Genomic DNA, 7,833 nt, shown 5'->3' with positions numbered 1-7,833 from the left:
ACAGAATCTGTGATTATGATTGTTTACGCCATTTCTATAGGACTAAGTATGGCTGCTACCGCTATGGTTGCCCGAAGAGTAGGAGAAGGTAAAAAAGAAGAAGCTTCTAACGCAGCAATGCAGGCCATAATCATGACCGTGGCTTTGTCGCTCGTTTTTAGTTTAGTAGGTATCTTCTTTCCGAAAGAGATCTTGAGGTTGATGGGAGGTGAGGCAGACCTGGTGCAGGAAGGCTATCGCTATACTATGATCATGCTGGCGGGTAATCTTACTATTATGTTGATTTTTCTGATTAATGCAATTTTCAGAGGAGCAGGAGATGCATCAATCGCCATGCGTGTGTTATGGCTTTCTAATGGTCTAAATATCGTACTAGATCCTATACTCATATTTGGCCTGGGCCCGATACCAGCATTTGGCGTAGAAGGGGCGGCCATTGCTACGACTATTGGCAGAGGCACTGGGGTTATTTACCAACTCGTGAGGTTAGCTGGACCAAACTCAGTGGTACATGTCTCTTTACGAAATCTAAAAGTTAATCTTGATATTATTGTAAGGCTGGCGAAGGTATCGTTAGGTGGTATAGGCCAATATATGATTGGTACTTTGAGCTGGCTATTTTTAGTGAGAATAAGCGCCACTTTCGGAGCTGAAGTGCTGGCAGGTTATGCTGTGGCCTTTAGAATTATAATGTTTACTATTTTACCATCTTGGGGGCTCGGCAATGCAGCTGCAACTCTCGTAGGTCAGAATTTAGGCGCAGGACAACCCGATAGAGCTGAGAAATCAGTATGGCGGTGTGCGTTCTTTAATATGATATTTCTGGGCGTAGTGTCCCTGGTGTTTGGCATTTGGGCAGAGTGGTTTGTAGGCATATTTTCTACTGAAGCAGAAGTGATCAAATATGGGGCATTGGCTTTGAGGTACATCTGTTTTGGTTATGTGTTCTTTGCCTATGGTATGGTTATCGGTCAGGCTTTTAATGGAGCTGGCGATACCAGAACACCCACCATTATTAACTTCTTTTGTTTTTGGCTGTTTGAAGTGCCTTTGGCATACCTGCTGGCGATTACATTTGATTTTGGCCCTCAGGGAATCTTCGTGTCGATAGCTTTGGCAGTGGTTTTATTGGCTGTAGTAAGCATAGCCATATTTAGAAGAGGAAAGTGGAAGACAGTAAATATATAGTTAGATAGAACAGGCAGCTTAAATAAAAGCTGCCTGTTTTTAATTGAAGTTTTGACAATTATTGTTCTTCTATCCACTGGCGAAAATTAGGTGCATTTTCTTTACTCACATATATACTATCGTTCGTAGTAGGGGCGAGTGTTAGTGCAATCTTTCCGTTATCAGATTTAAATTTTTCGATACAATCTATATGCACGAGATACTTTCTGTTTACCCTAAAAAAACTGCCGTCTACCTCAGTAGCTATATCTGCGATGCTTTTGTCGATAATGTAAGTAACTCCCTCACGATCTTTAAGAAAAACCACCTTGTGTTCTGTAAAAAAGTAAGCAACATGCTCAACCGCTACAGGCACGATATCAGTTCCTTTTTTTACTAAAAAGCGTTTTTTGCCACTGTTGCTGCTCGTGATGTTTGTGTTTAGGAGTTCACCAAGCTTATTTTTAATAAAGTGTGACTCAAGCCTGCTGACTTTATCTAAAGCTTTGTCAAGCCGCTCTTGTGTGATTGGCTTTAGCAGATAGTCTATTGAGTTGTGTTCTAATGCTTTAAGTATGTAGTCGTCATAAGCTGTAGTAAATATTACGGGAAAGTTTATAGAGACTTTTTCAAAAATCTTGAAGGAAACATCGTCCGCCAGTTGTACATCGACAAAAGCAAGGTGTGGAGCATCGTTAGTTTTGATAAAATCAATGGCCTCATCAACACGCTGTAACACGGCAATTATTTTCAACTCTTTATTGGTGCTATAGAGCATTTTTTGGAGCTTATCAGCTGCCGCTTGTTCGTCTTCAATAATTAGTATATTCATATTAAGCGTTCAATTCTAGCATAGGAAGTTGAATCTTGAAAGTGTCACGATCAACCCATGTTTCAATTCCTTTTCCTACAATAATTTTAAAACGTTCATCCAAATTCTTGAGCCCTATTTTGCTCGAGTGTTGAAGCGATCGCTTCTTCTGGAGTCTGTTTTCTATACATAATAAACCTCCAACATTACTTATTTGTACTAGCATGGGATGCTTCTTTGAAATCTCATTATGCTTCACCACGTTTTCTATAGCCATAAATATCGATATCGGGGGAATTAGGTATTTAGCTTCTATTTCTTTTTTCAGCTTAAAAGAAACATCCAGAGAGTGGCCAAACCTGAGCTGTAACAAGGAGAGATATTTATTTAGAAAAAGGAGTTCATCTTCAAGTAATACCAACCTCTGATCTTTATTCGATAAAATATACCGATATACCTCTGCCAGGCTGGATGTAAATGCTTTTGCTTTTTCGGGATTTTCGTCAATAAGATAAGACAAGCTATTGAGCGAGTTAAACATAAAGTGAGGGTCGATCTGATTTTTAAGTGCTTCAAGCTGTGCCTGAATTCTCGCTTTGTCTTGTTTTTCTCCTTTTACTATATCTGAAGCGCGCTGTTTGATCAAAAATGTGGTCTCATAGGCGTGTGTGATAAACACTACACACACGACACAAACAATGGAAGTAAGTTTTATCACATCCCAGCTTGGAGGTGCACCGGTAAAAGTATACCAAGCATACAACATCACGATTACGAGGGGGGCGGTATAAAATATATTACCACCCAAAATCATGATCACTTTTTGTGTGGGGTTAATAAACCAATTATACTTTTCCTCCAGCTTAAAAAGTATAAACCGATTGCCTTGCCAGATAAGAAAGGAGATAAGCATAAAATACCCATACGTAGCAAAAAGGTAAAAAACAGACCGGTCTTCGTGGGTCACGAGACCAGTTGCATTGGGAATAACAATGCCAAAGAGCTGTATGCCTATAATTCTGACGAGCTTGTCGTTTATATCGACCTTGTCTGACATGCTTAGTAATAGAAGTTTACTGTTTCGAACCGTGATTTTTCCGTTTCGGATATTTATCCCGGTTTCGATAAAATAAATGTACTAATTTCAGATTGTTGAAACTAACGTATTTTACGCAACTCAAACTTCTTTATATGAATGAGCTTAAAATAAACCACGCTGCTGTATGGGTATCTACCATAGTCGCTCAATTTATACCACCACTGTGGTACGATTATGTGTTTTTTGGTATTCGCTGGATGGAGCTAAATGATTTTAAGGAGGAAGACTTTGCCCAATATAACATGGCAGTGGGTCTTACCCTGGCATTTGCCGCTACCCTGGCAGCTGCTTATGTAATAGCCTGGCTCTTTACAAAAATTAAAGTAAAAACTGGTGTGGAGGGGATGAAGTATGCACTTATATTTTGGGTAGGCTTCCGCTTTTTAGAAGTGGCAACTCAAAACATGTTTACCCTCAGGCCATTTGAGCTTACGTTGATTGACGAATCTGTGGTTTTGGTTCAGTATCAGATTATAGGTATTACTCTCGGTATTTGGAAAAAGTATAAAAACTAAATTATGAAAACAGCATTTCAACTAGAAAAAGAATTTGTAGCCACTGTAAATGAAAAGACCGGCCAATCATTAGAAAAATGGATGTCTGAGCTTGAGAATAAGGACTTTAAAAAGATGAAAGAAGCTGTTGATTACCTCAAAAAGGAACGGGAGATCAACCATATGAATGCCACTTTTATAGCGGGTATTTACCTTAATGATGGTGAGCTTGTCAACGACCCTAAATCATTATTAAAGAAGCACTTTGTAGGGAAGGAGGATAAGCAAGAGCTCTACAAGCAAATTGAGCAGGCGGTAAGTAGTGCGTTTAAAACTGTGCAGGTTGTACCGACCAAAGGCTATATTTCCTTTAGAAATCCTAAAGAATTTGCTGTGGCCAAGATCAATAAAAAGGAAATAAGAGTGGGTCTTGATTTGGGAGAGCAGGAATTTGACGCTTACACCCAGAAGGCAAAAAGTCTTGGCACAATGCCTCGTATATCGCATATGGTAGAGATTACCACACCAGAGGAGGTTAACGAAAAGCTTAAATCCTCTTTGGCAAAAGCAAACCAAATAGTAAATAATTAAACGAGTAAAATTATGGAAGCATCAATTAACTGGCTCGCGGTAGTCGTGGCCACATTATCTACGTTTGTTTTAGGTGCCGTTTGGTACGGCCCGTTGTTTGGCAAGGTCTGGATGGCAGAACATGGCTATACAGAAGATGACCTAAAAGACGCGAATATGGCAAAAATATACGGTACAGCTTTCGTGCTGGAGTTTATCATGGCTGTGAATTTGGCCTATTTTATTCAAGGCGTAAGCGCTGGAGAAGGAGTGTTTTATGGCTTTGTCACCGGCTTTGGGTGGGTAGCAATGGCTATTGGTGTAAACTACCTGTTCTCTAGAAATTCTATGAGACTGTGGTTTATAGATGCGTTTTATTTCGTGGTAAGCTTTACCATTATGGGTGTAATTCTTGGCTTCTGGAAGTAAGCTTTATAGGCCAGTGACAGACTTGTTGCTGGCTTTTTACCCTCTTTGAATGAGAAATGTGATGTACCAGAAATAAGCAATTAAGAAGAAAAAACCTTCCCATCGGCTAATCACAGGTCTTTTACCAACAACCACGGCCAGAATGAGTGCCGTACTGGAGGCGATAATCATAAAGACATCAGAGTTGCTTATTACATCATAAGGAATTGGCTTTAGCGCGGAGCTTAAACCCAGTATCCATAGCAGGTTAAAGATATTTGAGCCTACCACATTACCAACGGCAATGTCTGTGTCATTTTTAAAAGCAGCTACTGCTGATGTAACTAGTTCAGGTAAAGAAGTACCCACTGCAATGATTGTAAGACCGATAAATCTTTCGCTCATGCCTAGTTCTGTAGCCATTAACACAGCACCATCTACTACCCATTGTCCGCCAAAGTATAAGCCAACCATACCGGCTACAATAAGTAGCACCGACTTAGAAGTTGACATTTCTTTGTAATCGCTATCGGCAAACTCGCTTTTACGCTGCTTGGAGACTATATAAACATAGCCCATAAAGAGAACGAAAAAGAAGAGAAGGATACCACCATCATATTGGCTGATTACAAAATCAACACCTTTGGTGCCAAATAGCGAAGCATTGGCGAGAAAGCCAACAAGCAAAGTTGCTGTTAGTGAAAAAGGTATTTCTATAAAATAAGTGTTCTTGGTGATTGGCAGTGGATTGATAAGAGCGGCTATACCAAGAATAAGGAGTATGTTGGCAATATTACTACCCAGTATGTTTCCCACACCAATATCTGGTGCATCATTATAACTCGATACAAGATTTACCAAAAGCTCTGGCAATGAAGTACCGAAAGAAACGATGGTGAGACCGATTACAAGGCTGGAAACATTTAATTTTTTGCCAATGGAGGTAGCTCCATCAACTAATATATCTGCGCCTTTGATTAGCAGCACAAACCCTACTACAAATAAAATATATACCAGCATGCCAAATCCTTCAAACGAAGGGCTAAAATAGTACAAATTTTTGTCTCAATGCTAGAAATCTTTGAGATTTTTAAAGAAAGAAATTGAGGGCTAAATCATGCTTAGCCCTCAATTTTAGATGATTTATGCTGCTTCTGTTTGGGGATTGATATTGTACCAATTTACTTTTCTTGATAAGAACATCAACGTGCCTAAAGCGATGAATAACCCAAGGCTACCTACAAGCAATGAGAAGTCTTGTAATTGAAGAATAACATAGATGAAAAAATAGATGCCTGATAAGGCGATGCCGGTAATAATACTCAGTCGGGTGCTTTTAAAAATCGATGAAATGTAAGTGAGAATAAGGCTCACAGTCATGCTGGCAGCTATGAGATATGCCAATTGAAAACCGAGATGCTCAGTAATGGAAAGAAGCAAGGCATAGAATATAGTAATCACCAAACCCACCAGGGCATATTGGATAGGGTGAAATCGCTTTTGATTGAGCACCTCAACCAGAAAGAAAATTAAAAATGTAAGTGCTATAATGAGTGCAGCGTACTTGGCTGAGCGCATGTTCTTCTGATATTCGTCAACAGGAAGTATGAAGTCTACGCCAAACACCGATTCATCAATTTTCTGGTTAGAAGCTAGCCACTGTTGTGGATAGTTGCGATTAAGGTCTAGAACCGTCCAGTTAGCACTAAACCCACTTTCATTAATATCGTGATTGTCTGGTAGAAATCTTCCATTAAAGCTGGGGTTGGGCCAGGGCGACTTCATGGCAATTTTAGTTTCTTTACCTATTGGGGTTATACCCAACCGGGTACTGCCGTTGAGTGATAATTTAAAACCAAAATTATACACTCCGGCATCTGCAATAGGCACCCGAGTGCTCACTCCAGACGATGTAACCTGATGGTTTACTAAGCCTGGAGATATGGGTAGCACGCGCTCATTCCATTTAATTCTGATGCGCTCCTGTATGCCAGTAAGGTCCGAAATTCCGATAGAAAGGGTAGCATCTTCCCACAAGATGAGCTCAGGATCAATGTTCCAAATTTTAAAATCCGGTTTTTTGAAATGACCCGCTACATCAAGGGCCCCATTGTATAATACTACTTCATAAATGCCTCTTTTACGGGTGATGGGATCAACTTTACTATTAACCACGAGTGATTCTGGCAAAAAATGAGCATAATGAACAGAGTATGTAGTTACGCCTTCTTTTGATTGATGTAGTTTTTTGTAAGGAATTGATAAAAATGGTCCACTTAAAACCTGCTCACTGCCCCACTTTTCACTTACCTCCTGAATGGCAAAATCACGATTGGCCTCTCGCTCTTCTATTAACGACTCTACCATAGAGGTAGGGATGAGTAATAGCAGCGCGAGAACTGTAATAACAAATAGCTTTAATGAGACAGACTGTTTGAGATTGTCCATCCCCTTTTGCAAAAATGATTGAGTTTCTTTTTCTTCCATGATTTTAGTGATTAAAAGTACTTTGAAATACAAAGTACAGATATAAAAAAATTTATTTATTCTTAATAAGCGCCTCCAATGCATTCAAATGATTTTCGAAGGCCTTTTTACCGCTGCGAGTAACTTCATAATTTGTATGAGGTTTTCTGCCCACAAAGGATTTTTTTACAGAGATATATTCTTCCTTCTCAAGTGCTTTGAGATGGCTGGCCAGATTACCGTCCGTAACCTCTAACAACGCTTTCAAGGAATTAAAATCCATTTCATCATTAGCCAGTAGCGCAGACATAATGCCCAGGCGCACTCTATTTTCGAATGCTTTATATAATTGATTGATTAAACCTTTCACCGCTCGTATTTCATGTACATAAATGCACCATAAATGATGTGCAATAACCCAAACCCTACAGCCCAAAACAACAACCCATAGCCGATATAGTAAGCGCTGAGCAAACCTAGCAATATTTCTAAAATACCAAGGTGTCTGATGTCGCGATAAGTAAACTTGCTGGCGTTTACCAAGGCCAGCCCATAAAAAATGAGAGTAAGAGGAGCAATGAGCCCGATGGCACCTTTACTGAATAAAATTAAAATAAGAATTCCTCCCGCGACTAGCGGTATCAGCAAATTAAGTGTCATCTGTTTACTCACTTTGTTCCATAAGGGCTGTTCCTTTTTAGTCGCATTTCTATAAGCTAGAAATATTGCGGTACCCACGGCTAGCACAAGTACACCAAGTGCTAAGGCCATAAGAGTAATCACATTTTTAGTAAGAGCTTGCTGAGAAAGTGAAGAAT

General features: G+C 39.7%; 10 protein-coding genes. 4 read left to right on the top strand and 6 right to left on the bottom strand.

What is annotated here, in order from left to right; translation table 11 throughout:
- Positions 1–1,188, top strand: a 1,188-nt coding sequence (locus E1176_RS09705; protein ID WP_155210410.1) for an MATE family efflux transporter, incomplete at its 5' end; no start/stop codon positions are given.
- A 58-nt stretch (positions 1,189–1,246) separates the two neighbouring features.
- Here E1176_RS09705 and E1176_RS09700 read toward each other — a convergent pair.
- Together E1176_RS09700 and E1176_RS09695 are read right to left on the bottom strand one after the other, a co-directional pair.
- Complete coding sequence (locus E1176_RS09700) at positions 1,247–1,999, bottom strand: LytR/AlgR family response regulator transcription factor (RefSeq protein WP_155210409.1); 753 nt, start codon at positions 1,997–1,999, stop codon at positions 1,247–1,249.
- Between the two features lies 1 nt (position 2,000).
- Positions 2,001–3,035, bottom strand: a complete 1,035-nt coding sequence (locus tag E1176_RS09695) for a sensor histidine kinase (protein WP_155210408.1) — start codon at positions 3,033–3,035, stop codon at positions 2,001–2,003.
- A 134-nt stretch (positions 3,036–3,169) separates the two neighbouring features.
- Here E1176_RS09695 and E1176_RS09690 point away from each other — a divergent pair, with 134 nt between their 5' ends.
- From E1176_RS09690 to E1176_RS09680, 3 genes are read left to right on the top strand one after another with little or no spacing between them, the layout of a single operon-like run.
- Complete coding sequence (locus E1176_RS09690; RefSeq protein ID WP_155210407.1) at positions 3,170–3,592, top strand: DUF1761 domain-containing protein; 423 nt, start codon at positions 3,170–3,172, stop codon at positions 3,590–3,592.
- Between the two features lie 3 nt (positions 3,593–3,595).
- Positions 3,596–4,162: a DUF5655 domain-containing protein gene (locus tag E1176_RS09685; protein ID WP_155210406.1), complete on the top strand. Its 567-nt coding sequence runs from the start codon at positions 3,596–3,598 to the stop codon at positions 4,160–4,162.
- Positions 4,163–4,174: 12 nt separating this feature from the next.
- Positions 4,175–4,570: a DUF1761 domain-containing protein gene (locus tag E1176_RS09680; RefSeq protein ID WP_155210405.1), complete on the top strand. Its 396-nt coding sequence runs from the start codon at positions 4,175–4,177 to the stop codon at positions 4,568–4,570.
- A 36-nt stretch (positions 4,571–4,606) separates the two neighbouring features.
- On the opposite strand, the gene E1176_RS09675 is transcribed toward E1176_RS09680, so the two are convergent.
- From E1176_RS09675 to E1176_RS09660, 4 genes are all read right to left on the bottom strand, one after another.
- Positions 4,607–5,605: a calcium/sodium antiporter gene (locus E1176_RS09675; protein ID WP_246205992.1), complete on the bottom strand. Its 999-nt coding sequence runs from the start codon at positions 5,603–5,605 to the stop codon at positions 4,607–4,609.
- Positions 5,606–5,692: 87 nt separating this feature from the next.
- Entirely contained in the window at positions 5,693–7,036 is a 1,344-nt protein-coding gene (creD, locus tag E1176_RS09670) for a cell envelope integrity protein CreD (RefSeq protein WP_246205991.1), read from the bottom strand.
- Positions 7,037–7,088: 52 nt separating this feature from the next.
- The gene (locus E1176_RS09665) at positions 7,089–7,385 is read right to left on the bottom strand and encodes a transcriptional regulator (RefSeq protein WP_185152728.1); all 297 of its coding nucleotides are present in this window, start codon (positions 7,383–7,385) and stop codon (positions 7,089–7,091) included.
- A partial coding sequence (locus E1176_RS09660) for a hypothetical protein (protein WP_222933126.1) occupies positions 7,382–7,833 on the bottom strand: 452 nt, incomplete at its 5' end. The genes E1176_RS09660 and E1176_RS09665, both read right to left, overlap by 4 nt.

The sequence above is a fragment of the Fulvivirga aurantia genome, assembly GCF_009711475.1.
Lineage (GTDB): Bacteria > Bacteroidota > Bacteroidia > Cytophagales > Cyclobacteriaceae > Fulvivirga > Fulvivirga aurantia.
The sequence above is the reverse complement of the archived record's forward strand: the minus strand, read 5'-3'. Positions and strand labels throughout refer to the sequence as shown.